This window comes from Allobosea sp. P1_A7 (assembly GCF_056406775.1).
The window spans coordinates 12,253-34,834 of record NZ_JBFTZN010000033.1 but is presented as its reverse complement, the minus strand read 5'-3'; the positions used below and the strand labels follow the sequence as shown (position 1 = coordinate 34,834).

At 66.0% G+C, this 22,582-nt stretch carries 19 protein-coding genes; 4 read left to right on the top strand and 15 right to left on the bottom strand.

Features of this window, described 5'->3' with window-relative positions; all coding sequences use genetic code 11:
• Positions 1–17 precede the first annotated feature (17 nt).
• Positions 18–1,160 (bottom strand): C45 family autoproteolytic acyltransferase/hydolase, encoded by a 1,143-nt coding sequence (locus tag AC1D34_RS08205; RefSeq protein ID WP_441490845.1) that lies wholly within the window; start codon positions 1,158–1,160, stop codon positions 18–20.
• 83 nt (positions 1,161–1,243) lie between these two features.
• Here AC1D34_RS08205 and AC1D34_RS08200 point away from each other — a divergent pair, with 83 nt between their 5' ends.
• On the top strand, positions 1,244–2,140 hold the full coding sequence (locus AC1D34_RS08200; protein WP_476823976.1) for a GntR family transcriptional regulator: 897 nt from the start codon (positions 1,244–1,246) through the stop codon (positions 2,138–2,140).
• A 104-nt stretch (positions 2,141–2,244) separates the two neighbouring features.
• On the top strand, positions 2,245–3,582 hold the full coding sequence (gene aptA, locus AC1D34_RS08195; protein ID WP_476823975.1) for an omega-aminotransferase AptA: 1,338 nt from the start codon (positions 2,245–2,247) through the stop codon (positions 3,580–3,582).
• A 12-nt stretch (positions 3,583–3,594) separates the two neighbouring features.
• Here aptA and AC1D34_RS08190 read toward each other — a convergent pair whose 3' ends face one another.
• Both AC1D34_RS08190 and AC1D34_RS08185 read right to left on the bottom strand, forming a co-directional pair.
• Entirely contained in the window at positions 3,595–5,148 is a 1,554-nt protein-coding gene (locus AC1D34_RS08190; protein WP_441490848.1) for an ABC transporter substrate-binding protein, read from the bottom strand.
• Between the two features lie 25 nt (positions 5,149–5,173).
• Positions 5,174–6,253, bottom strand: coding sequence for a C45 family autoproteolytic acyltransferase/hydolase (locus AC1D34_RS08185; protein WP_476823974.1), 1,080 nt, complete (start codon positions 6,251–6,253; stop codon positions 5,174–5,176).
• Here AC1D34_RS08185 and AC1D34_RS08180 point away from each other — a divergent pair.
• On the top strand, positions 6,236–7,303 hold the full coding sequence (locus tag AC1D34_RS08180) for a GntR family transcriptional regulator (RefSeq protein WP_476823973.1): 1,068 nt from the start codon (positions 6,236–6,238) through the stop codon (positions 7,301–7,303). The two genes, AC1D34_RS08185 and AC1D34_RS08180, sit on opposite strands and share 18 nt — an antisense overlap.
• A gap of 116 nt (positions 7,304–7,419) precedes the next feature.
• The gene (locus AC1D34_RS08175) at positions 7,420–9,048 is read left to right on the top strand and encodes a GMC family oxidoreductase (protein WP_476823972.1); all 1,629 of its coding nucleotides are present in this window, start codon (positions 7,420–7,422) and stop codon (positions 9,046–9,048) included.
• A 102-nt stretch (positions 9,049–9,150) separates the two neighbouring features.
• Here the strand turns inward: AC1D34_RS08175 and eutC are convergent, their stop codons facing one another.
• From eutC to AC1D34_RS08115, 12 genes are all read right to left on the bottom strand, one after another.
• On the bottom strand, positions 9,151–9,933 hold the full coding sequence (eutC, locus tag AC1D34_RS08170) for an ethanolamine ammonia-lyase subunit EutC (protein ID WP_441491067.1): 783 nt from the start codon (positions 9,931–9,933) through the stop codon (positions 9,151–9,153).
• Positions 9,934–9,944: 11 nt separating this feature from the next.
• Entirely contained in the window at positions 9,945–11,333 is a 1,389-nt protein-coding gene (locus tag AC1D34_RS08165; protein ID WP_476823971.1) for an ethanolamine ammonia-lyase subunit EutB, read from the bottom strand.
• Positions 11,334–11,414: 81 nt separating this feature from the next.
• Complete coding sequence (locus AC1D34_RS08160) at positions 11,415–12,446, bottom strand: Ldh family oxidoreductase (RefSeq protein ID WP_441490853.1); 1,032 nt, start codon at positions 12,444–12,446, stop codon at positions 11,415–11,417.
• Positions 12,443–14,143 carry a hydantoinase B/oxoprolinase family protein gene (locus tag AC1D34_RS08155; RefSeq protein WP_476823970.1) on the bottom strand — a complete coding sequence of 567 codons (1,701 nt, stop codon included), beginning with the start codon at positions 14,141–14,143 and terminating at the stop codon, positions 12,443–12,445. Before AC1D34_RS08155 ends, AC1D34_RS08160 begins: the two co-directional genes overlap by 4 nt.
• Before the next feature lie 11 nt (positions 14,144–14,154).
• Positions 14,155–16,203 carry a hydantoinase/oxoprolinase family protein gene (locus AC1D34_RS08150; RefSeq protein WP_476823969.1) on the bottom strand — a complete coding sequence of 683 codons (2,049 nt, stop codon included), beginning with the start codon at positions 16,201–16,203 and terminating at the stop codon, positions 14,155–14,157.
• 184 nt (positions 16,204–16,387) lie between these two features.
• A complete protein-coding gene (locus tag AC1D34_RS08145; RefSeq protein WP_441490856.1) occupies positions 16,388–17,182 on the bottom strand; it encodes an ABC transporter permease in 795 nt (264 codons plus the stop codon).
• 12 nt (positions 17,183–17,194) lie between these two features.
• On the bottom strand, positions 17,195–18,085 hold the full coding sequence (locus tag AC1D34_RS08140) for an ABC transporter permease (RefSeq protein WP_476823968.1): 891 nt from the start codon (positions 18,083–18,085) through the stop codon (positions 17,195–17,197).
• On the bottom strand, positions 18,082–19,164 hold the full coding sequence (locus AC1D34_RS08135; protein ID WP_476823967.1) for an ABC transporter ATP-binding protein: 1,083 nt from the start codon (positions 19,162–19,164) through the stop codon (positions 18,082–18,084). Before AC1D34_RS08135 ends, AC1D34_RS08140 begins: the two co-directional genes overlap by 4 nt.
• Positions 19,165–19,184: 20 nt before the next feature.
• Entirely contained in the window at positions 19,185–20,165 is a 981-nt protein-coding gene (locus AC1D34_RS08130; protein ID WP_069882768.1) for an ABC transporter substrate-binding protein, read from the bottom strand.
• Positions 20,166–20,297: 132 nt separating this feature from the next.
• Complete coding sequence (locus tag AC1D34_RS08125; RefSeq protein ID WP_441490859.1) at positions 20,298–20,966, bottom strand: RraA family protein; 669 nt, start codon at positions 20,964–20,966, stop codon at positions 20,298–20,300.
• Positions 20,967–20,978: 12 nt separating this feature from the next.
• The gene (locus tag AC1D34_RS08120; RefSeq protein WP_441490860.1) at positions 20,979–21,785 is read right to left on the bottom strand and encodes a carbon-nitrogen hydrolase family protein; all 807 of its coding nucleotides are present in this window, start codon (positions 21,783–21,785) and stop codon (positions 20,979–20,981) included.
• Between the two features lie 144 nt (positions 21,786–21,929).
• On the bottom strand, positions 21,930–22,541 hold the full coding sequence (locus tag AC1D34_RS08115; RefSeq protein WP_476823966.1) for a LysR family transcriptional regulator: 612 nt from the start codon (positions 22,539–22,541) through the stop codon (positions 21,930–21,932).
• Between the last annotated feature and the right edge of the window lie 41 nt (positions 22,542–22,582).

Sequence of the window (22,582 nt, the reverse complement as noted above, 5' to 3'; positions counted from 1 at the left end):
CGACGCATGCAAAGAACTCACTCGGCGGCTTCGGCCAGCGTCACCGGATCGTCAGTCAGGCTGTAGCGCGTGAACCGCCGGTTCAGGGCCGGCAGCGGGGCCACTTCCATGATGCCCTTCGCCGGCTGCATGATCACCATCGACACAGTGGCCGAGAGGTTGCCGGTCTCGTTGGGGCGCGGCGGGCGGCAGACGGCATAGGGCGACAGGAAGTCGTCGAAGAACGCATTCTTGAGATCGGCGACGCTGAGCTTGCGGCCGGCATCGTCGAGCAGCTTGCGGACGCGCCAGTCGCGGTAGAAACTCTCCGGCACACGCGGAATGCCAGTGTCCTTGATCTTGGTGAGCGCGATCGAGCCGACCCAATGGTTGGCATGAACGATCAGGCCATCACTCGGGTAGATCGGGAAGGCCTCGTCCGGAGCGCATTCGAAGTCGATGGCGAAGCCGGCGACCGTCGAGAGCATCATGTTGTTCGAGCAGGCCTTCGGCGTCGTCGCCACGGCCTTCATCGCCATGGCGAAATGCTCCTGCTCCAGCACCTTGCGCCGGATCAGCGCCAGCGGCACGCCGGCCTGGGTGAAGTCGCGCTCGGACTCCAGATAGTTGGCGGTGATCGAAACGCCGGCGGCGTTCATGCCGCAGCGAGCAAGACCGCCCGCCTCGACAAAGGTCAGGAAATCCGGGCCGTCATCGCGGCGCACGCGCAGCACGATGGCGGTCTCGGCGCATTCCGCCTTCCAGTCCCAGTTCTGGCCGTGGATGAGTTCCCCCGTCGCGCTGCGCTCGGGCAGAATGACCGCGCCCGTGCAACCATCGTCGAGCTCCTCGCCGGCCTCGACCGGCTTGGCCTTCTCGAGCCGTGCCTTGGCCATCACTTCGGTGCGGGCATTGACCATCACGATATCTTCGAGCGTGACGCCGGCACCGTCGGCTATGCCGCGCATCTCCTCGACATAATGGGCGCCGAAAGCCTCGATCTCGCGGGCGAATTCGGCGATCAATCGCGACTTGGCAACGGCATCGTAGCCGAGCTCGGTGAGCTGGCCGCCATAGAGCTCGATGCTGCGCTTGACGCGCGCGGGGACCGCGGCGCCATGCTGCCGGCCGCGCTCATAGGGCGATCCCGAAACATCGATGAATGGAAAGGGCTCAACCATGGACCAAATCTCCGCGCCGGCTCTGGCGCCCGGCTAACAGTTAATGTATTTCATCACGCAGTAAGACAATCAAGAGGAAATTCATGGCCGAACCGACCCGGCTCCAGCAGGATCTGGCCGAGCGCATCATCCAACTGGCGCGCGAGGATGGTCTCGCRGCGGGCGYATGGCTCAACGAAAATAATCTGGCCAAGCGCCTGAATGTCTCGCGGACCCCGGTTCGGGCGGCGCTCAGCCATCTCGAAGGCCAGGGAATCGTGCTTCGTCACCCCAACAAGGGCGTCGAACTGGTCAGCGCGCTTCCGCTTCCGGCAGACAGTGCCGGCTCGCCCGACGAGACCGACCTCGCTCTGGTCAGGATCGCACGCGACCGCGAGAGCGGCGCGCTTGGCGATGACGTTTCCGAGCTGGAGCTGATGCGCCGATACGAGATGGCGCGACCGGAAATCCAGCGCACCCTGAAGCGCCTGGCCGAGCTGGAGATGGTGGAGCGCAAGCCAGGCTATGGCTGGCGCTTCCTGCATGAATCCTCGGATTCGTCACTGCGAATGGAGCGCTATCGCTTCCGGATGCTGCTCGAGCCCATGGGTTTTCTCGAACCTGGCTTTCGCCTCGACGAGCACTGGGCGGTGGAGATGCTGAGGCGGCACCGCCACACCCTCACCCAGCCCTGGCGCGAGTCCTCCAGTGTCGCCTTCTACGAGATGAACGCGGCCTTTCACGAAGGCCTCGCGGCCGCATCGGGCAACCGCTTCATCCACTCCGCCATCCGCCGAGAAAACCAGATGCGACGGCTCTCCAACTATGATTGGGGCTCCGGCACCGAACGGGTCCAGGTCAGCTGCACCGAGCACATCGAGATCCTCGAACGCCTGCAAGCCGGAGACCGGGAAATCGCCTCGGTCCTGATGCGCCGGCATTTGCAGCGCGCCAGCGAACTCAAGCGGAGAGTCCGGCAACCGCCGCCCACGGCCGGCTAGCAAGGCATGTGAAGTKATATTGTCTTTCGTACGGAATAAAGACAGTATCGCCTCTCGCCAATGGCGCGCCCGTGATGGGATCGCCCCCGCCCGAGGATCGCTTCATGCCAGCCACCGCCCTTCGTAGCGAAACCGACCGCAGCAACGCTCCGGACGCCTTCTGGATGCCGTTCACGCCGATGCGCGGCTTCAAGCAGGAGCCGATGCTGTTCGAGCGCGCCGAGGGCATGCACTACTTCACTCCCGAGGGGCGCCAGGTCCTCGACGCGATGGCAGGCCTCTGGTGCGTCAATGCCGGCCACGGCCAGCAGCGCATCGTCGAGGCGATCCGTGAGGCGGCTGGGCGCCTCGATTTCGTCTCTTCGTTCAAGATGAGCCATCCTGCCGCGCAGACCTATGCGGCACGGCTGTGCGATTTCGCGCCCGAGGGGCTCGATCACGTCTTCTTCGTCAATTCCGGCTCCGAGGCGGTCGATACCGCGCTCAAGATCGCACGCGCCTATCACCATGCGCGCGGCGATGCGCGCCGCACCAAGCTGATCGGCCGGGCCAAGGGCTATCACGGCATGGGTTTTGGCGGGCTGTCCGTGGCAGGCCTCGGCCGGCACAAGCGCGGCTTTGGCCCGCTGCTGCCGGAAGTCGCCCATCTCGCCCTGCCCTATGATGCCGGCATGGCGTTCTCGCGCGGCCAGCCGGACACCGGCGCGGCCTATGCCGAGGAACTCGAGCGCGTGCTCGAGATGAACGATCCGGCCAGCGTCGCTGCCGTCATCGTCGAGCCGGTGACCGGCTCGGGCGGCGTCTATCCGCCGCCGAAGGGTTATCTCGAGCGCCTGCGCGCGATCTGCGACAAGCATGGCGTGCTCCTGATCTTCGACGAGGTCATCACGGGCTTTGGACGCCTCGGCACCCCATTCGCGGCGCAGGCGTTCGGCGTGACGCCCGATCTCATCACCTGCGCCAAGGGCATGACCAATGGCGCGGTGCCGATGGGCGGCGTCATCGTCTCGAATACGGTCTATGATGCCTTCATGGCCGGCCCGCCCGAGGTGATCGAGCTGTTCCACGGCTATACCTATTCGGCTCACCCGCTCGCTTGTGCCGCTGGGCTCGCCACGCTCGATGTCTTTGCCGAACAGGGCATCGTGGCGCGCGCAAAGGCGGCAAGCACGCATTGGCAGGAGCGTGCGCTGGCGCTCAAGGGCTCCCCGCATGTTGCCGACATCCGCAGCATCGGCCTGCTCGGCGCCGTGGAGCTGACACCGCGGCCAGGGCAGCCCRGCGCGCGCGGAGCGGCCTGCGCCAAGGCCTGCTATGAGGCCGGCGTGCTGGTGCGCGGGTCGGGCGACACGATCGTGCTGTCGCCGCCGCTCATCGTCTCGGAAGGCGAGATCGACCTGGTCTTCGCGACCATCGCGACAGCCCTGCTCAGCATCGATTGATGCATCGGCTCTTCAGGACTTGATCGCAACCTCCCAGGCCCGCGCGCGCGACTCCCACGGCACGAAGCCGGAGACGCGCGCCGTCGAGGCCCAGGCTTCGATCGAGTTGAACAGCATCACCAGCGGCACGTCGTCGATCATCCGCTTGTGCAGTTCGTCGAAGATCTTCTGACGCTCGGCCGGGCTCTCGATCTTCGAGGCCTTGTCGAGCAGCGCAATCACAGCGGGGTCATCCCAGACCTTGCGGGGCTGGTCCGCCTTCGGCCCGGTGAAATGCTCGAAGCTCAGCGCCGGGTCGAGCCGCGCCGAGTAGGAATGCACCATCAGCTGGTAATTGCCCTTGAGGAAGCGATCCATATGGGTCGCCCACTCCACGACATCGATGTCCGAGTTGACGCCGACGGCCTGGAACATCGACTGCAGCACGACTGCGATGTTGAAGCTTGGCGCCGATTTACGGTTATTGGTGGTGATCTTCAGCCGCTCGCCCTTGTAGCCGGCCTCGGTGAGAAGCTTCTTCGCACGCGCCGGATCGTAGCCGTGCGAGAGGTTCTGCACGTCGCTGTGATAGGCCGACTTGGCGTGGATCGTGGAGTTGTTCGGCTGCACGCCGAGATCGGAGACGATCGCGACGAGCTGGCTGAAATCGATGGCCGCCGCAAGCGCCTGGCGCATCGCCGGCATCCTGAAGACCGGGTCGTTGGTCTGGAAGAGCAGTGCATGGCGCGCTGCCGTGGTCGCGGTCTGGACCGTTATGCCGGGAGCCTTCTTCAGCTCGGAGACATCAGAGCCCAGCACTTCGGCAATGTCGATCTGGCCTGCGATCAGGCCGGCCTTCACCGAGGCTGCATCCGGGACGACCAGGAACCTGACCTCCGGAACGAGCGGCCGCTTGCTGCCGGCAAAGCCGTCGAGGCCGCCAGGCAGCGACTGGTAGCCATCGAAGCGCGTCAGGCTGATCTGCTGGCCGCGACGCCACTCGCCGAACTTGAACGGGCCGGTTCCGACCGGTGCTTTCCACGAACCGTCAGGATTCAATGAATCCTTATGGATTACCGCGGCGCTGCCGCAATCGGTGCGCGCCAGCGAGAACAGGAAGAGCGCGTTGGGCTCGTTGATGCGCATTCGCACGGTGGTTGGCGACACGGCTTCGACCGCTTCGACCTTGAGCCCGCTGCGGCCGTCGAAATCGGCAAGGCAACGCCATTCCGTTTTCGGGTCCATATAGCGCTGCCAGCTCCAGACGACGTCCGCGGCGGTCAGCGGCGCACCGTTGTGGAAGGTCAGTCCCTTGCGCAGTTCGAAGGTGTAGCTCAACCCATCCGGTGAAGTCTCGACCTTCTCCGCCAGCATGGGCCCGACGGTGCCGCCTTCGCGATAGGCGACCAGCCCTTCGACCATGTGGAGGGTCACCGCGTCGCTGTCGTCGTCGCGATTGACGCCCGGATTCGTGCCGCGAATATCGGCCCTGAGGGCGATGGTCAGGGTTTGCGCCGCCACCGGAGCACTCGACAGTGCCGCGAGCAGCGCCATCGTCGCAATGCGCGTTCGTGAAGCACGTCTCATGAGCAAGGACCTCCCAATCCCCGTGTCAGGCCGCAGCCGCGACGGCGACCGGATCGCCGGAAAGGCTGTAGCGGGTGAAGTGCCGGTTGAGCGCGGGCAGCGGCGCCACCTCCATGATGCCGAGCCCGGGCTCCATCACGATCATCGCGACGCTCGCCGTCAAATCGCCGGTCGCTCCGGCTCGTGGCGGGCGACAGACGGCATAGGGCGACAGGAAATCGTCGAAGAGCGCGGCCTTCAGATCCTCCCGTGTCAGGAAACGCTGCGGCTCGGTCAGCAATCGCCTGACACGCCAGTCGCGGTAGTGACTGTCGGGTGAGCCGAAGCCGGTATCGCGTAGCTTGGCAAGCGCGACCGGACTGATCCAGTGGTTCGCGTGCACGATGAGCCCATCTTCCGGGTAGACCGGAAAGGCCTCGTCCGGGGCGCATTCGAGGTCGATGGCAAAGCCCCGGTCCTGGCTCAGCATCATATTGGTCGAACAGGCCTTCGGCGTGGTCGCCACTACCTTCATCGCCAGTGCCAGGTGCTCCTGCTCCAGTGCCTTGCGGCGCACCAAGGCGAGCGGAACGCCTTCCTGGCGGTAGTCGCGATCACTGCGCAGATAATTGCCGGTCACGCAGATGCCGGCTTCGTTCATGCCGTGACGACCGAGGCCGCCCGCCTCGACGAAAGTGAGCAGATCGGGCCCATCCTGCCGGTGCACGCGCAACACGATCGCGGTTTCCGCGCATTCCGGCTGCCAGTCCCAGTTCTGGCCCTGGATGATGCCCCCGCTCCAGCTTCGCTCCGGCAGGATGATGGCGCCGGTGCAGCCATCGGCCATCTTCTCCTCCTCCTCCTCATCGTCCTCATCGATGGGGCGGGAGGCAAGGAGGCGCGCCTTGGCGACGATCTCCGTCCGTGCATTGATCATGATGATCGCCGAGAGGTCGAGCCCGGCCCCGTCGGCGATGCCGCGCATTTCCTCGAGATAGGCCTCGTCGAAGGCAGCAATTCCCCGGCTGAACTCGGCGATCAACGCTTCACGTTCACCTGGCTTCGATCCGAGCCTGTCGAGCTGGCCTGCGTAGAACCGTGCGCTGCGATGCACGCGATCTGTCACCGCCGCACCATGTTGCCGCCCTCGCTCGTAAGGCGACCCAGATACCGAGACGAAGGGAAATGGTGCAATCATCCACAGGCTCTGTGTTTTTTATTGCAGTTATATACACTGGACCATCGCCAAACCTTATTGTCAATGGCAAGAAAGGGAAGCTTCGGAGACGCCCACGTGTCGAGCGGACTGCATCGCGAAATCATTGGTGACATCCTGCGGCTCGGTCGGGACGAAGGATGGGCGGTCGATGCCCCGGTCGGGGAAAAGCCACTGGCCGCTCGCCTCGGTGTTTCACGAACGCCTGTGCGCCGCGCCCTGATTGATCTCAGCGAACGCGGCATTCTGCGGCGGGAACTCGGCTCGGGCTTCAAGCTCAACCGCCCGATCGATGCCGCGGTCGTCGCGGAATGCAGCAATGACGCTGCCGGCGGCGCGGAGCTCTACCGGAAGATCCTGAACGACCGCGCCTCGGGCCTGATCCCGCTATCGGTGACGGAGAACGCGTTGCTTGTGCATTTCGGCGCGTCGCGCGGCGATCTGCGGCGCGCCTTGCTGCGCCTCTCCGCGGAAGGAATCGTCCAGCGCCAGCGCGGCCATGGCTGGCAGTTCTCGGAAAGCCTCGATAACCCGCAGGCTATCCTCGAGAGCTATGCCTTCCGCGAGGCGGTCGAGACCGCGGCGCTCAGCCAACCCGACTACCGCATCGATGGCGCCGCGCTCGAACGGATGCGCAATGCGCATGAGGCGCTGATGCGCAAGCCCGCCTCCGAGATCGCGCCGGACATGTGGTTCCAGGTGAATGCGGAATTCCATGAGACGCTCGCCTCATGGTCACGCAACCGCTTCTTCCTGCAGGCGGTCAAGCGCCAGAATGCCCTGCGGCGCATGCATCAGTTCGTCGACTTCCCGCAATTGACGCCTGACCAGATCAAACAGTCCTGCGAGGATCATCTCGCCATCCTCGACGCTTTGGCAGCGGGGGATCGCCCGCGTGCCGTCGCCCTGCTCTCGGCCCATCTGAGCCAGGCAGCACAGGACTGGCACAATCAGAACTAAAGACGCATGCGCGCCCTTGCCCCGGGGCTTGGCTTTTCCTTCGGTCTTCCCGATGGTTCGGGCGCCGCTCCCGAAAGGTGGCAAAGCCCACGCCTCCCCTTTGCCAGCAGGATGCCATGTCTGATCGCAGGAATATCGGCACCTTCGACTATGTCGTGATCGGTGCGGGCTCGGCGGGCTGCCTGCTCGCGAACCGGCTCTCGGCCGATCCATCCAAGCGCGTGCTCGTGCTGGAAGCCGGTGGCATGGACGACTGGATCTGGTTCCACGTCCCGGTCGGCTATCTCTACGCGATCGGCAATCCGCGTGCCGATTGGCTGTTCCAGACCGAGCCGCAGGCGGGGCTGGGCGGGCGGGCGCTCGCCTATCCGCGCGGCAAGGTCGTCGGCGGCTGTTCGGCGATCAATGCGATGATCTACATGCGCGGCCAGGCGGCCGATTACGACGGCTGGCGGCAACTCGGCCTGCAGGGCTGGAGCTGGGACGACGTACTGCCCTATTTCCTGAAGCACGAGGACCATATCGCGCCGCCGGCCGGCGGATTGCATCGCTCCGGCGGTGAATGGCGCGTCGAGAACCCGCGCGTGCGCTGGGCCATTCTCGATGCCGTCCGGGATGCGGCACAAGCGGCGGGCATCGCCAAGATCGACGACTTCAACACCGGCGACAATGAGGGCTCGGCCTATTTTCAGGTCAACCAGAAGCGCGGCCGGCGGGTGAGTTCCTATCGCGCCTTCCTGGTTCCGGCGCTTGGCCGCTCCAATATCCGGCTGGAAACCCATGTGCTGGTCGAGCGCATCATCATCGAGAAGGGCCGCGCCCGCGCGGTCGAATTCATCCATCAGGGCGAGAAGCTGCGGGTGGACGTGAGTGGCGAGGTTGTGCTGAGCGCCGGCGCAGTCGGCTCACCTGCCATTCTCGAGCGATCAGGCATTGGCGACGGCGAAAGGCTCCAGGCTCTGGGCATCGAGACGCGGCGCCATCTGCCGGGCGTCGGCGAGAACCTTCAGGACCATTTGCAGATCAGGCCCGTCTACAAGGTGGAAGGCGTGCGCACGCTCAACAGCGACTATGCCAAACTCTGGCGCAGGCCGCTGATGGCGCTGGAATATGCGGCGCTGCGCACCGGGCCGCTGACCATGGCGCCCTCGCAGGTCGGAGCCTTCGCCAAATCCTCGCCGGATTACGCCACGGCCAATCTCGAATTCCATTTCCAGCCGCTTTCGCTCGACAAATGGGGCGACGGGCTGCACCCGTTCGGCGCCTTCACCGCCAGTGTCTGCAACCTGAGACCTTCGAGCCGTGGCAGCGTGCATCTGAAGAGCCCCGACGCGAGCGACGCTCCCGCGATCTCGCCGAACTATCTCGCAACGGATGAGGACAAGCAGGTCGCGGTCGATGCGCTGAAGCTCGCGCGCCGGATCGTCGCGCAGCAGCCGCTCGCACGATTCAAGCCCCAGGAACATGTGCCTGGTCCCTCGGTGACGTCGGATGCGGAGCTTCTGGAGGCGGCAGGCCGGCTCGGCACGACGATCTTCCACCCGGCCGGAACCGCCAGGATGGGACGAGACGACGATGCCGGCGCCGTGCTCGACGAACGCCTGCGCCTGCGCGGTGTCGAGGGCTTGCGCGTCATCGACGCTTCCGCCATGCCGCGCATCACCTCGGGCAATACGGCCGCCCCGACGATGATGATCGCTGAAAAGGGTGCCCAGATGATCCGGGACGATGCCCGACGACGTTGACGTCCTCGCCGCGCAGGAATCTGCGGTCAGCCTGGCTGGGGCATGCAGGGGGGCGGCTCGAGGTTGCGGCAGAGTCGCGATGAGGTCGGCATCAAGACGGATTCATCCCGTCGTGATCGAAGGCCTGGTCGCCGTCTCACCCGCCTCCAATGCAGGCTCGCTCTCGTCCTTGAGCTCGACGCCTGTCAGCGAACGCCGGAGCGCTTCCCGCATGAGCCAGGCGAGCTTGAAGGCCGCGTGTTCGAAGGAGAGCCCACCCGGGCGGATGTTCGAGACGCAGTTGCGCGTGGCATCGCTGAGGCCGCGTCGCGGCGCGAAGGTGAGATAGGCGCCAAGCGAGTCCGGCGAAGACAGACCGGGTCGCTCGCCGATCAGCACCGCGACGAGGCGTGCGCCCAGTGCCTCAGCCGCCTCGTCGCCCAGCGCGACGCGTGCCTGGCTCGCAATCACGACCGGCGCGAGTGTCAGCCCCTGGCGCTGCAGCAACGGCAGCATGGCTGCGATGAGCGGCGCCGCATTCTGCTGGACTGCCGTCGAGGACAGGCCATCGGCGACGACGAAGGCGAAATCGAACGCACCGCGTCGGGCCTGCAGCATCGCCTGCGCCTCGGGAGAGAGACGCCGCCCGAGATCGGGCCGCCGCAGATAGAGATCGCGCGAGGGTGCGGCGCTCTCAACCTGCACCGTCTCCAGCGAGAGCGCTGCGAGTTCGGCCGCGACCTCGTCGGAGCGGAACGGAATATGAACCGCGTCGCGTGCCTGCGCATGGGCGAGGCCGAAGCGCAGGACCTCGCGCGTCGGCAAGGAAGCACCCGCGCGGCCGAGCGCAATGCGGGCCGGCGTCAGCCGCGTCAGCGCGGCCCAGCGCTCGTCGGCCGGGAGCATGTCGTCGCCGCTCACGCCGCCTGCCCCTGCATGGCCGCCAGCAAGGCTTGCCCACCCCGCCCGCTGCTCAACCGCCCGGCCTCATCCGTGATGTCCATGCGTCGCAGCCAGGCCTCGAACTCGGGTGCGCGTCGCAGCCCGAGCACTTCGCGGACATAGAGTTGGTCGTGGAAGGAGGTGGACTGGTAATTCAGCATGACGTCATCGGCGCCGGGCACGCCCATGACGAAATTGACCCCGGCCGTGCCGAGCAGGGTCAGAAGCGTGTCCATGTCGTCCTGATCGGCCTCGGCATGGTTGGTGTAGCAGACGTCGCATCCGAGCGGCACGCCCATCAGCTTGCCGCAGAAATGATCCTCCAGTCCGGCGCGGATGATCTGCTTGCCGTCATAGAGGTATTCCGGACCGATGAAGCCGACGACGGTGTTCACCAGCAGCGGCTCGAAGGGCCGGCAGACGGCATAGGCCCGCGCTTCCAGCGTCTGCTGGTCGACGCCGTGATGGGCGTCGGCCGAGAGCGCGGAGCCCTGTCCGGTCTCGAAATACATCACGTTGTCGCCGATTGTGCCACGCTTCAGCGAACGCCCGGCCTCCAGGCCTTCCTGGAGCACAGACAGCGAAATACCGAAGGATTCATTGGCCTTCTGCGTGCCGGCGACGGATTGGAAGACGAGATCGACCGGCGCGCCCTGCCCGATCAGCGCGATCGCACTGGTGACATGGGTCAGCACGCAGCTTTGCGTGGGAATGTCGAAGCGGTGGATCAACTCGTCGAGCAGGCGGACGAGATCACCGAGCACCGGCAGGGAATCGGACGCCGGGTTGATGCCGATCACGGCATCGCCACAGCCATAGAGCAGCCCGTCGATCGTCGAGGCGAGGATGCCGGCGGCATCGTCAGTCGGGTGGTTCGGCTGGAGGCGCACGGCCATCGTGCCGGGCAGGCCGATCGTGTCGCGAAAGCGCGTGACGACCCGGCATTTGCGGGCAACCAGGATGAGATCCTGGTTCCGCATCAGCTTGGAAACGGCGGCTGCCATTTCGGGCGTCACGCCGGGTGCGATAGCGGCCAGGACCTCCGGCGTCGCCTTCTCCGCGCAGAGCCAGTCTCGGAACTCGCCGACCGTCTGCGACGCGATCGGCGCGAAGGCGGCCGCATCATGGGTATCGAGAATCAGGCGGGTGACCTCGTCCTCCTCGTAAGGCACCAGCGCCTCATTGAGAAAGGTTCGCAGGGGCAGGTCGGCGAGCGCGATCTTCGCCGCCATGTTCTCTTCCATGCTGGCGGCGGCGATGCCGGCCAGCATGTCGCCGGAACGCAGTGGCGTCGCCTTCGCCATCAACTGCTTCAGATCGGCAAAGACGTGGACATGCCCTCCGACCGTGACGCGGTATGTCATCAAGCTGTCCCCCGGATCCTGCCCGTACGAGTGTGGGAGCGGCCGTGCCGGAGCGCAAGCCGCGCCACCCCCATGCAGAGCCTATGCCGGTCTGGCGTAGGCCTCGATCGTGTCGAAGAGCTTGCGCGAAATGATGATGCCGTCGGTCGCCGTGCGTGTGCGGGCGCCGGCGCGACGCTCGCCCGGCAGGCGGGCGCCGGGCTGACCGGCCACCGCATCGAACAGGCGCTCGAGGCGGGACGAAGCGCCCTCGCCCACCAGTTCGCCAGGGTCGATCGCGATGAAAAACTGGCCGGTGCGTGGGGAGCCACCGAGATTATCCGCGAAGGAGGACGCATCGATCGAGAGACTGGCGCCGGTCAGCCAGGCTGCGAAGATCTCGACGATCAAGGCGAGGCCCGCGCCCTTGTAGCCGCCGGACGGGACCATCGAACCGCCGGCAAGCGCCGCCTTGGGATCGGTCGTCGGATTGCCTTCCCTGTCCAACGCCCAGCCGAGCGGGATCGCCTCGCCGCGCTGCTGGTGGACGACGATTTCGCTCTTGGCGACGACGCTGGAGGATTGGTCGAGCACCAACGGCTCGCGCCCCGCACGTGGCACCGCAAAGGCGATCGGATTGGTGCCGAAGACCGGCCTGGCACCGCCCGCCGGCGCGATCGAGGCCGGAGCGTTGACGAAGGCCAGGGCCAGCAAGCCATTCTGCGCGATGCGTTCGACATGATAGCCGACCACGCCGCAATTATAGGAGTTGGTGACGGCGAGCGCGGCGATGCCCTGGGCCTTTGCCGCCTCGCACAAAGCCGGCAGGCCGAAATCGATCGCCGGATGGGCAAAGCCGCCCTTGGCATCGATGCGGACCAGGCCCGGCTTCGGGCTATCGAGCACGGGGCGCGCCTTCCCGTCGATCTTGCCGACGCGGGCGTGTTCGCAATAGGTCGGCAGGCGCGCGAGGCCGTGGCTATGCACGCCTTCGGCCTCCGCCGCGACGACGGAAGCCGTGATCGGTGCTTCGTTGCGCGGATCGACCCCGCAGGCGAGCAGCACGCGCCGCGTCAGCGCCTCGACCTGGGCGAGCGTCATCTGAACGCCGTCGGCGGAACTCTGCGTGTTCATGCCGCCTCCTCCTTGTCCTGTTCGGCGCCGTAGAACCGGGACGCGGCCTTCGGCGTCACCAGCCCGTCGGAGAGGTCCTTGGCGAGGCGCTTCGGATCGCGCCGCGCCGGATCGCCGAACCCGCCGCCCCCGGATGTCTCGATGGTGACGGTGTCGCCGGCCTTCAACGGGATGCCCGAGACCTTGGATTGGAGAGAAAGTTTCGAGCCGTCCGCGCGCGTCACGGTGGTGCGGCTGAGCGAACCGGGCTCTCCGCCGCCAATGCCATAGGGCGCATGCCGGAAACGCTCGAAATTGGTCGAGAGCGAGCCCTCGGCCGCGTCCAATCGCCATTCCCGCACGAGGCCCAGCCCGCCACGGAATTCACCGGCGCCGCCGGAGTCGGGAATGAGCCCGTATCTGGTGAAGGTCACCGGGTACTTGGCCTCGACCATCTCGATCGGGGCATTGGTATTGTTGTGCAGGCCACAGGAGAGCGCGCTCGCGCCGTCGCCTCTGGCATGTCCGCCCCAACCGCCAACCTCAATGTCGAAATAGACCTGGCGCTTGCCCTTCGGGTTCGTCGTCTGCAGCGCGTAGACATAGGAGATCGCGTAATAGGCAGCCGGGATGCGCTCCGGCATGATCTGCGCCAGCGCGCCGAAGACGGCGGTCGCGATGCGATGGTTGACGACCATGCGGCCGGCGACGGGCGCCGGGAAGACCGCGTTGACCACGCTGCCTTCCGGCAGCTTCACGGTGACGGCGCGATAGCAGCCGGAATTGGCCGGGATCTCGCCGCCGAGTGCCGCCAGCAGCGCGTAGTAGACGGCCGAGCAGGTCATGGCGGGGGTGTTGTTGACCGGCCCCTTCACCTGCGGGCTCGACCTCTCAAAATCGAGCGTGATGGTCTCGCCGCGCTTGATGATCTTCACCGCAAGGCGGATCGGCTCTTCCGACTGGCCATCATCATCGACCAGTTCGACGAAGGAGGATTCGCTGTCGGGAAGCGCCTTCAGCGCGGCGCGCACCATGCGCTCGGAGCCGTCGAGGATGGCCGACATTGCGGCTGCGAGCGAGGCGGAGCCGTATTTGCGGGCCATGCGCGCCACGGCCCGCTCGCCGATGCCGAGTGCGGCAATCTGCGCGTTGAGGTCGCCGCGCGTCTCGTCGGGCTGGCGCACATTGTGCAGCAGCATCTCGAAGACGCCGGTGTTGAGCACGCCTCTGTCGACGAGGCGCAGCGGCGGGATGCGGATGCCTTCCTGGAAGACCTCCGTCGCATTGGCATAGTAGCTGCCGGCCGCACCGCCGCCGACATCGACATGGTGGCAGAGCGTACCGACGATGCCGACCCGCTCGCCATCAACGAAAACCGGCCGGAAGGTCTGGATGTCAGGCAGATGCTGGCCGCCGGAATAGGGATCATTGGTGACGATGACATCGCCGTCGTTCCACTGGTCGAGTGGAATGAAGCGATCGAGGATCGTGCGCAGGCAGTCCGACATCGAGTTCAGGTGAACCGGGATGCGCGCGGACTGGGCGATGTTGCGGCCTTGCGCATCGAAGACGGCGGTCGAGAAATCCAGGATTTCGCGAACCACGGTCGAGCGGCTGGTGCGCCAGATCGTGATGCTCATTTCCTCGGCCGCAGCGACCAGCGCATTGCGGATGACTTCGAGGCGGACGGGGTCGATGCCCTTCAAAATGTCGCTCATGGTGTCGGGCCTCACTGCGCGGTGATGCGGTCGGCGATCAGGGCGCCGGCGGAATGGGTGACGATGTTCCAGCCGGCCGGCAGGTAGATCGAGGTGTAGGGCTCTTCGACGACGGCCGGGCCGCTGACGGGATCGGTAGTACCGATCGCATCGCGCTCCCAGACCGGGGTGTCGACTGCCGCTCCCCGGCCATGGACCGGGCGCGACTGTGCGGCCGGTTTCGCGGAGCCGGCGGCCTGGCGCGCCGGCACGGGCTTGGCCAGCGCTCCTACTGCCTTTAGGCGCAGGGCGACGATTTCGACCCGGACCTCGGGCTCGTCATAGGAAAAGCGCTGCTTGTGCAGGGCGTGGAAGGCGGCACTCGCCTTGGCGACACCTGCGGCCGAGAAATCAGCCTCGTCCAGCGGCACACGCAGGTCGAAGGCCTGACCGGCATAGCGCAGGTCGACGGCCCATTCGAAACGGCGTGCCGCGGGCGCGACACCGTCCTCGGCGAGCAGCKCTTCCGCCTCCGTGACAAGGCGGGACGCGGTCGCTTCCAGGCCCGGCGCGAGTTCATCGAAGAGGCCGATCTGCGTGGCGCCGAGATCATGGGCGATATCGGACCAGAGGATGCCCCAGGCCGAGAGCGTCGAGGCATGGGCGGGGAAGATGACACGGCGGATGCCGAGTTCCTCCGCCACCTCGCAGGCATGGACACCACCGGCACCGCCGAAGGACAGCATGGCGAAATCCTCGGGGTCGAGCCCCTTCTCGAAGAGCGAGAGCCGGATCGCCATGGCCAGCGCCGAATTCGCGACGTCGATGACGCCGGCCGCGGTCCTGTCGACGGAGAGCCCGAGCGGCGCCGCCACGGTTTCGGCAGCGCGCCGCGCGGCCTCACGGTCGAGCGGCATCGCCCCGCCCATGAAGCTCTTGCCGTCGAGCCGACCGAGCAGGAGATTGGCGTCGGTCACGGTGAGCGCGGTACCACCCTTGCCGTAACAGGCCGGGCCAGGGTCGGCTCCGGCGCTGTGCGGGCCGATGCGCAGGCGATTGCCGTCATCGACCCAGGCGATCGAGCCGCCGCCGGCGCCGATGGTGCGCATCTCGATCATCGGCAGCCGCACAGGCAGGCCATCGACCTCCCCCTCATTGACCATCGAGACCACGCCGTCATGGACCACGGAGACGTCGAACGAGGTCCCACCCATGTCGACCGCGACGAGATTGGGCTCGCCGAGCTCGGCCGACAGGCGCCTGGCGGCCGCGGCACCGCCGCTGGGGCCGGAGAGCAGCAGGCGGGCGGGCTCACGCCCGGCCTTGGCCAGGCCGGACACACCACCATTGGACTGGACGAGGTAGACCTGCGTCTGCGGCACCTCCTCGGCGAGGCGCCCGGCGAGACGGTCGGTATAGCTCTGGACGATCGGCACCAGCAGCGCGTTCAGCGCCGTGGTCGACATGCGTTCATATTCGCGGATCTCGGGCGAGATGTCGCTGGCGAGTGAGATGGCGACGCCCGGCAGCAAGTCAGACAGGATCTCTCCAACGCGCCGCTCATGGGCCGGATTGGCATAGGCGTGCAGCAGGCAGACCGCGACCGACCTGACGCCGGCACTGGCGATTTCGGACGCGATCCTGCGAACGCCGTCCTCATGCAGCGGAGTAATGATCCGCCCGTCTGCACCGACGCGCTCTTCGACACCGAAGCAGAAGCGGCGGGCGACCAGCGGCTCCGGCTGCTCCAGGGTGATCGCGTAGACGTCCTTGCGGCCGTGCCGGCCGATCTGCATCACGTCTTCGAAGCCCGCCGTGGTGACCACTGCCCCGAGTGGCAGCTTGCGTTCCAGCACGGCGTTCGTCGCGATCGTGGTACCGTGCAGCAGGTATTGCACTGCCTCCAGCGGGAAACCGAAGCGCTCCGACGCTTGGCGGATGCCGGTGAGGAGGCCGACGGACGGATCCTTCGGTGTACTCGGGGTCTTGATCTGGTGGATCGCGCCGGTACCGGCATCGAGGATCTCGATATCGGTGAAGGTGCCGCCGATGTCGACGGCGATGCGGATATCCTGTTCCATCAGGCAAAGCTCCAGGGTTCCCGCTCGCGCCGCGAGCAGGCCAGGTTCGAAGAGTGGGCGTTTCGGCGCGGCGGCGGGCCCTGCCCGACCGCCTTCAGTGTTCGGCCGGGCTAGCGGCCTGCTTCACGACAGCTCGAGACCATGCGGCTTCCTTTGTCCGGCAGTCCTGATGCGACCAAGGTGTTCATTTGACAAAGGTCTTGGCGAGGCCGGAGGTCCGGTCGACAACGAGAACGACGACGAGCGTGAGCACGACGAGCAGCACGGACAAGGCCGCGACCAGCGGATCGGCCTGCTGTTCGACGCGGTGATACATCGCAACCGGTAGCGTCGAGATGCGGGGGCCGGTCATGAAGAGCGAGAGCACGACCTCGTCGAAGGAGACGAGGAAGCAGAGCGCCGTGGTGCCGACGATGCCCGAGCGCATCATCGGCAGGGTGACGCGCCGAAACACCGTCAGCGGCGAGGCGCCGAGCGTCGCGGCCGCTTCCTCGACCGGGATCGGCAGGGTGGCGAGAGCGGTCGAGAGCACGCGAATGGCGTAGGGCAAGGTCACGACCAGATGCGCTGCAACGAGACCCTGGAAGGTCGCGAGTAGGCCATATCCGGAAAACACGATCAGGATCGCCAGGCCGAGCACGATCGTCGGCAGCAGCAGCGGCGCGGTGAACAGGCTCGACAGGAATTCCGCGCCGCGCGGCTTGAGCCTGACCAGGGCATAGGCCGCGGGCAGGCCGATCAGCAGGCTGAGCACGGTCACCACGAAGGCGAGCAACAGGCTCGTCCAGAAAGCGGAGACCATCTTTCCGTCCGCGAAGATCGCCGGGTACCATTTGGTGCTCCAGCTCGAAGGCGGGAACATCATGTAGCTGTCGCCGGAGAACGAGATCGGTACGACGACGATCAGCGGGGCCAGCAGAAAGATGAACATCGCACCGGCGAGGATCTTCAGGGCGGGAGAAATCGGGCGTTCGTCCATGATGTCCTCCCCTCACATGATGGCGCGCAGGGCGCGGGTGTAGAGCACGAGAGCACCGCCGAAGATGACGAGCACGAGGATCGAGAGCGTCGCGGCGAGCGGCCAGTTCAGCGTCACGATGGCCTGGTCGTAGATTTCGGTCGCAAGCAGGAAGACACGGCCGCCACCGAGGAGCTTCGGCGTGATGAAGGATGAGACGGCCAGCACGAAGCAAAGGAGCGAGCCCAACGCGATGCCCGGCAGGGTCAGCGGCACGACGATATGGCGAAACACCTTCCAGGGCGGCGCACCGAGCGTTGAGGCGGCCTCCTCGACACGCGGATCGAGCCGGCCGAAGCCGGCAAGCAGCGCGAGGATCATGTAGGGCATCAGGATCTCGGTCAGCCCGATCACCACGCCGGTCTTGTTGAACATCAGCTTGAGCGGCGCGATGCGGATGGCACCGAGCGCATTGTTGACGAGTCCGTTCTCCGAGAGGATCGCGACCCAGCCATAGGTCCGCACCACCGCCGAAGTCAGCAGCGGCGAGATCACCAGCACGAGCAGGATCGTGCGCCATGTGCCGCTGGAGCGATGAAGATAGAGCGCGATCGGATAGGAGCAGACCAGCGTCATCAGCGTGATGCCGAGGCTGACCAGGATGCTGTTGAGAATGAGCTCGGCGTAGAAGCTGTCACGCAGCACCKAGGCCCAGGTCGCGAGCGTATAGACCTCGACCATCGCGCCCGTCGCCTGCGACTCGTAGAACGACATGCGCAGGAGGTTGAAGACGGGTGCGAGGAAGCCGAAGGCGTTCACGAGCGCGATCGGCAGGAGCAGCAGCACGACGAGCGGCAGGCCGCTGCTCCGCTCCGCGGCCGGCATCGGGGCCGCCATCGCTGCGGCTGGCGCGACGGCGCTCATGCTGCCGCTCCGTAGACGAAGATGTCCTGCGGCCGCCAGGACAGGGTCACCGGGCGGCCCGGCTCGATCACGCTCTCGCCGCCGCGGGTCGCGAGCTCGACCGAGACGATCTGGCCACCGACATCGACGTCATATTGCAGGATGTCGCCGGCGAAGATCGCGCGGGCGACGGTGCCCGAAACGTGCTGGCGCGCGGAATCCGCGGCTGCAGGAGAGTCCGGCGAAAGCCCGAGGCGATGCGGGCGGATCATCACCTGCACCGGCCCCTCGAGGCCGGCGGGAGCGGCTATGCGCTGGCCTGCGAACTCGGCCGCGCCATTGCGGGCGACCGCCGTCAGGCGATTGCTGCGGCCGACGAAGCTCGCGACGAAGGCCGTCTTCGGCGTCTCATAGAGTTCGACCGGGGTTCCGAGTTGTTCGAGCCGGCCCTGATTCATCACCACGACCTTGTCGCACATGGTCAGCGCCTCGACCTGATCATGCGTCACGAAGATCGCAGTGATGCCGAGGCGCTTCTGGATGTCGCGGATCTCGTTGCGCATCTCGTCGCGCAGCTTGGCATCGAGATTGGAGAGCGGCTCGTCGAGGAGCAGGATCGAGGGACGGATGACGAGCGCACGCGCCAGCGCCACGCGCTGCTGCTGGCCGCCGGAGAGCTGGGCCGGCCGGTGCTCCTCCTTGCCGGTGAGGTGGACGAGCGCGATCGCCTCCTTCACCCGCTTGGCGATCTCGCCCTTGTCGACGTTGCGCATCTCGAGGCCGAAGGCGACGTTGCGCGCCACGCTCATGTGCGGGAACAGCGCATAGCTCTGGAAGACCAGACCCATGTCGCGCCGATGCGTCGCGACCTCGGTCAGGTCGCTGCCGCCGACGACGATCCGTCCGGAGGTCGCGGGCACGAGGCCCGCGATCATTCTCAGCGAAGTCGTCTTGCCGCAGCCCGAGGGGCCGAGGAAGGCGACGAGCTCGCCCTTCGGCACCTCGAGATCGAGATTGTCGACCGCGACGAAGTCGCCATAGCGCTTGGTCAGGCTCCGGATCGAAAGGAAGCCCTCTGGTGCATCGGTTCGGCTGGTCATGGTCGACATCCTCCTTTGGCTCAGCGGCTCAGCGGGATCACCTTGCGGCGCCACTGGTCCATGATCGGCTCGCGGACCTTGGCGAGTGCGATCCAGTCCACCGGGATGACCTTGTCCATCGACTTCACCGCCGTGCGCGCGATCGCGGCGTCCGAGATCTGCGCCTTGGCATTGGTCGGTGCGTAGAACATCGCTTCCGTGAAAGCCTTCTGCGCCTCGGGGCTGAGCGCGTAGTTGATGAACTTCGCGCCGGCATCCTTGCCGGGGCCGCCGGCGACCTGGTTGATGGTGTTGATCTGGAAGACGCTGCCTTCCTTCGGCAGGGTCGCACCGAGCTTGCCGTTCGAGGTGTCGATGTTCACCTGCGCACGGGCGTTCCAACCGGCGCCGACCGTCGCCTGGCCGGAGATGATCGTGACATAGACCTCGGGCTTCGGCTCCCAGGTCTGCACGTTGGGCGCGATCTCGCCGAGCGCTGCGATGCCCTTGTCTACATTCTTGAGATAGTCGGTGCCACCGCGCGCCTTGTCGGTGATCAGCACGAGCGAGAGGCCCTGGATGTCAGGCATGCCGGGGATCGCAACCTTCCCGGCGAACTTCTTGTCGGCGAGGTCCATCCAGGACTTCGGCGTCTCCTTCACCGTATCGGTGTTGTAGAGCAGCACGAGGTTGTCGAAGGTCACGGCGACGCCGTCGACATCGGCAATGCGCGCGCTGGGGTAGAGATCGGCGACGTTCGGGGTGTTCTTCTCGTCGATCTTGGTGAGCAGCTTCTCGTCGGTCGCAGCCTTCGAGACCGAGACGTCCATGATCACGACATCGGCCTGCGGCGCGGCCTTCTGGGCGCGCAGGTTGCCCAGCATCTGGGCCGAGTTCGGCATCGGGAAATATTCGACCTTGATGCCGGGATTGGCCTTCATGAAGGGCTCGACCACCGCCTTGGTGTAGCGCTCCTGGAAGAGACCGGAATAGGCCATCACCGTCACGGTCTGCTGGGCCATGGCGGTGCTTGACAGGAGTGCGGTCGCGAGCCCGGCTCCGATCGCGATCTTGGCATATGTCTTCATGCGACTTCCCCTCTGTTTATGGTTGCGCGAGCGGCTTTGTGCCGCCCGCTTCGATATGTCGGACATTCAGACCCTGGCGAGCTTGCCCTCGACCATGGCGGTAGCGCCGGAGATATCGGGCAGCTTCTCGCCCTTGCGCAGGCGCTCGAGCAGGACGAGTTCCTGCTCCTGCATTTCGATGGCGCGGCGGGCATAGGCTTCGGCCGTCGCGGCCTTGAGGACGACAATGCCGCTCTCGTCGCAGAGCACGGCATCCCCCGGCTCGATCGTCTGGCCGCCGACGCTGACCGGAACGTTGATCGCGCCCTCGGTGCCGAGGATCTTGGTCGTGATCGGCGACGGACCGCGGCACCACATCGGCATGTCGGTCTTGACGATCTCGGAGAAATCCGTGGCCGGGCCGTCGATGACACCGGCAGCCACTCCGGCATTCTTCATGGCGTGGGTGACGACGCCGCCCCAGCAGGCATGTTTGGTGTCGCCGCAGCGGTCGATCACGACCACATCGCCCGGACGGACGAGCTTGGTCAGGTAGTGCAACGCGGTCGAATCCGCGTGTGGGATGCGGATGGTGACCGCCGTGCCGGCGATGCGCTTGGTCGGCAGCACCGCGCGGATCTCGCGGTCGACGAAGCCTGAATGCAGGACATGACCGATGGTCGCGACTTCGCATTTCTCGAGCAGCGCAACGAGGCTGGCCGGAATCTGCGCCGGCATGGGATTGACGATGAACATGCTGCGCTCCGGTCAGCCGATGACGTGATGATTGGCGACGGGGACCGCAGCGCGGACCTTGGCGGTGTAGTCGAAATCGAGCCTGGCGCTCGTCGTGCCGATACCGTCGGAAGCCTGGGCGGCGATATGGCCCCAGGGGTTGATGACCATGGAATGGCCGTAGCAGGCGTTCTTGCCCTGCGCATGGGTGCCGGTCTGTCCGGTCGCCAGGAACCAGGTCTGCGTCTCGGCCGCGCGGGCCCGGGCCAGCAGTTCCCAATGGTCCTTGCCGGTCATCAGGGTGAAGGCGGCGGGCAGCACGATCAGATCGGAACCGGCGTCGCGCAGCTTGCGGAAGAGCTCCGGGAACCGGATGTCGTAGCAGATGGCGCAGCCGACCGTGGCGTCCCCGACCTTATAGGTCACGACCTCCTTGCCACGCGAGACCATGTTGGACTCACGGTAGCTCGAGCCGCCGGGAGCATCGACATCGAACAGGTGGATCTTGCGGTAATGCGCGATCTGCTTGCCATCGGGACCGAAGACGAGGGTCGCATTGAAATAGTCGTCACCGTCGCGCTCGCAGACGCTGCCGGCATGGATGGTGACGCCGTGCTTCTCGGCCAGGCCCGACATCAGGCGATAGCTCTCGCCGTTCGGAAAGGTCTCGGCGCTCTCGCGCATCGCCGCCGGACTGCCGTCCAGGAAGGCGTAGTATTCCGGCAGTACGATGAGATCGGGATGGTCCTCGGCGACGACCTTCTCGATCATGGCCCGGGCGGTCTTGAGGTTCGCGGACTTGTCGTCCTGCGAGTTCATCTGGATGAGCGAGACTTTCAACGGCGTTCTCCCTGCAGGTGTTGCCGCAGCAGAACAAACGCGAGCCGGCCCGGCAAACGCGAAATTCTTGTTCGCCTCGACAAGAATTGCTTATGAGAACGCCAGCGCCATGCCCTGCCGTTTCCTTGGGCAGCCGCCGTATGGTCAGTTGGAGGCCGCGATCTCGACGGCCATGTCCGCGATCAGCGCCGGTAATGTGTTGCCCGGATCATCGGCGAAAACCGCGTGGAAATTCAGCGGCGGCAAGCGCGCATCGACATCGAGAACGCGTAGATCACCCGTCTCCAGGAACTCCTGCACGACGACGCGCGGCAGCACGGCGATGCCGACGCCGTCGCGGATCAGCCGCGTGATGGTGGCGAGCGAGTTGGAGTTGAAGATGCGGATCGCGCTGGGGTCAACTCCCGCCGTTTCGATCACCCGCAGCACGGCCTGATGCGGTTGGGAGCCCTTTGAATAGGCAAAGATCGGATAGTCGACGAGATCGGCGATCGCGAGCCTGCCGGGCTTGAGGGGCAGCTTCGGGTCATTGACCATGCGCACGATCGCTTCCGCCTGCGCCAGGGCGCGCTGGCCGTGCGGTGTCAGGCTGACATTGCGCAGGTCGCGCTCGAACAGGCGGACGCCGAGATCACGCTCCAGGGTGGCGATGCGGTTGGAGACCGACGCCTGCGTGGTGCAGAGCTTGTCCGCAGCGACGGAAAAGCTGCGCAGCCTTGCAACCCAGACGAAGGTTTCCAGGAATTTCAGATTCACGTTGGGCCAGCCCTCATCCGCCTTGGTCACCCATCGACCAT

Coding starts and splice junctions, on each gene's coding strand:
- AC1D34_RS08205 (WP_441490845.1), bottom strand. CDS start 1,160: ATGGTTGAGCCCTTTCCATTCATCGATGTTTCGGGATCGCCCTATGAG.
- AC1D34_RS08190 (WP_441490848.1), bottom strand. CDS start 5,148: ATGAGACGTGCTTCACGAACGCGCATTGCGACGATGGCGCTGCTCGCG.
- AC1D34_RS08180 (WP_476823973.1), top strand. CDS start 6,236: ATGCACGCGATCTGTCACCGCCGCACCATGTTGCCGCCCTCGCTCGTA.
- AC1D34_RS08175 (WP_476823972.1), top strand. CDS start 7,420: ATGTCTGATCGCAGGAATATCGGCACCTTCGACTATGTCGTGATCGGT.
- eutC (WP_441491067.1), bottom strand. CDS start 9,933: ATGCTCCCGGCCGACGAGCGCTGGGCCGCGCTGACGCGGCTGACGCCG.
- AC1D34_RS08165 (WP_476823971.1), bottom strand. CDS start 11,333: ATGACATACCGCGTCACGGTCGGAGGGCATGTCCACGTCTTTGCCGAT.
- AC1D34_RS08160 (WP_441490853.1), bottom strand. CDS start 12,446: ATGAACACGCAGAGTTCCGCCGACGGCGTTCAGATGACGCTCGCCCAG.
- AC1D34_RS08155 (WP_476823970.1), bottom strand. CDS start 14,143: ATGAGCGACATTTTGAAGGGCATCGACCCCGTCCGCCTCGAAGTCATC.
- AC1D34_RS08145 (WP_441490856.1), bottom strand. CDS start 17,182: ATGGACGAACGCCCGATTTCTCCCGCCCTGAAGATCCTCGCCGGTGCG.
- AC1D34_RS08135 (WP_476823967.1), bottom strand. CDS start 19,164: ATGACCAGCCGAACCGATGCACCAGAGGGCTTCCTTTCGATCCGGAGC.
- AC1D34_RS08130 (WP_069882768.1), bottom strand. CDS start 20,165: ATGGCCCAGCAGACCGTGACGGTGATGGCCTATTCCGGTCTCTTCCAG.
- AC1D34_RS08125 (WP_441490859.1), bottom strand. CDS start 20,966: ATGTTCATCGTCAATCCCATGCCGGCGCAGATTCCGGCCAGCCTCGTT.